Origin of the sequence: Asticcacaulis sp. YBE204 (assembly GCF_000495855.1) — a bacterium.
In the GTDB taxonomy this organism is placed as follows: Bacteria; Pseudomonadota; Alphaproteobacteria; order Caulobacterales; family Caulobacteraceae; genus Asticcacaulis.
This window is the reverse complement of record NZ_AWGF01000037.1, coordinates 1-854: the sequence shown is the minus strand read 5'-3', so window position 1 is coordinate 854 and position 854 is coordinate 1. Positions and strand designations below refer to the sequence as shown.

1 protein-coding gene is annotated in these 854 nt (G+C 63.7%); it reads right to left on the bottom strand.

From position 1 onward, the window contains the following. Positions 1 to 854: calcium-binding protein (locus AEYBE204_RS40525; RefSeq protein ID WP_023464156.1), on the bottom strand; the 854-nt coding region annotated here is incomplete at both ends.

The window sequence follows — 854 nt, the reverse complement described above, 5'->3', positions numbered from 1 at the left end:
TTGACGACAAAAGTGTCGTCGCCCAGTCCGCCGGTCAGGGTATCGGTGCCCGCGCCAGCATCCAGCAGGTTGTGTCCGCTATTGCCGACCAGGCTGTTGGCCAGGCTGTTGCCCGTCGCGGTCAGGTTGGCGGCGCCGGTCAGGGCCAGAACCTCGGCGTTGATGCCGGCCAGGCTGTAGCTGACCGAGCTGAAAATGACGTCGTTGCCCTCGCCGCTGAGCTCGACCACCTTGTCGCCCGCGTTCTGGACAAAGTAGGTGTCGTCGCCCAATCCCCCGGTCAGGATATTGACGCCGGCATTGCCGGTCAGGGTGTTGTTCAAGGTATTGCCCTTGCCGTTGACGACGTTGCTCCCTTGCAGGACCAAGGCTTCGACGCCGGTCCCCAAGGTAAAGCTGACCGTCGAGAAAACGGTATCGTTGCCCTGCCCCACCTCTTCCAGCACAACGTCCGCAACGTCGTTGACGAAGTAGACGTCGTCGCCCTGGCCGCCGGTCATGGTGTCCGCGCCACCGTCGCCGTTCAGGGTGTCATTGCCGGCGCCGCCTTCCAGCCCGTCCTTGCCGGCGCCACCGTCGAGCAAATCCGCGCCCGCCAGGCCGAAGAGCAGATCGTCCCCGGTGGTTCCGTTCACTGTGTCGGCCGCGGCCGTGCCGTAGGTGGCGTCGCTGCGGAAAAGGCTCTGGTAGATGCCCATGCCCGAGCCGTCTTCATCGAAGCTGGCCCAGGCGATGACAAAGTCGCCATTGGACTGCGTCGTGACGCTGAGGAGGTTTTTGAAACTGTGGATGCTGGTCGGCGTGTAGTCGCTGACGAAGCGTTCGGTCTGCGCCGTGCCGTCGGCATTGAATAT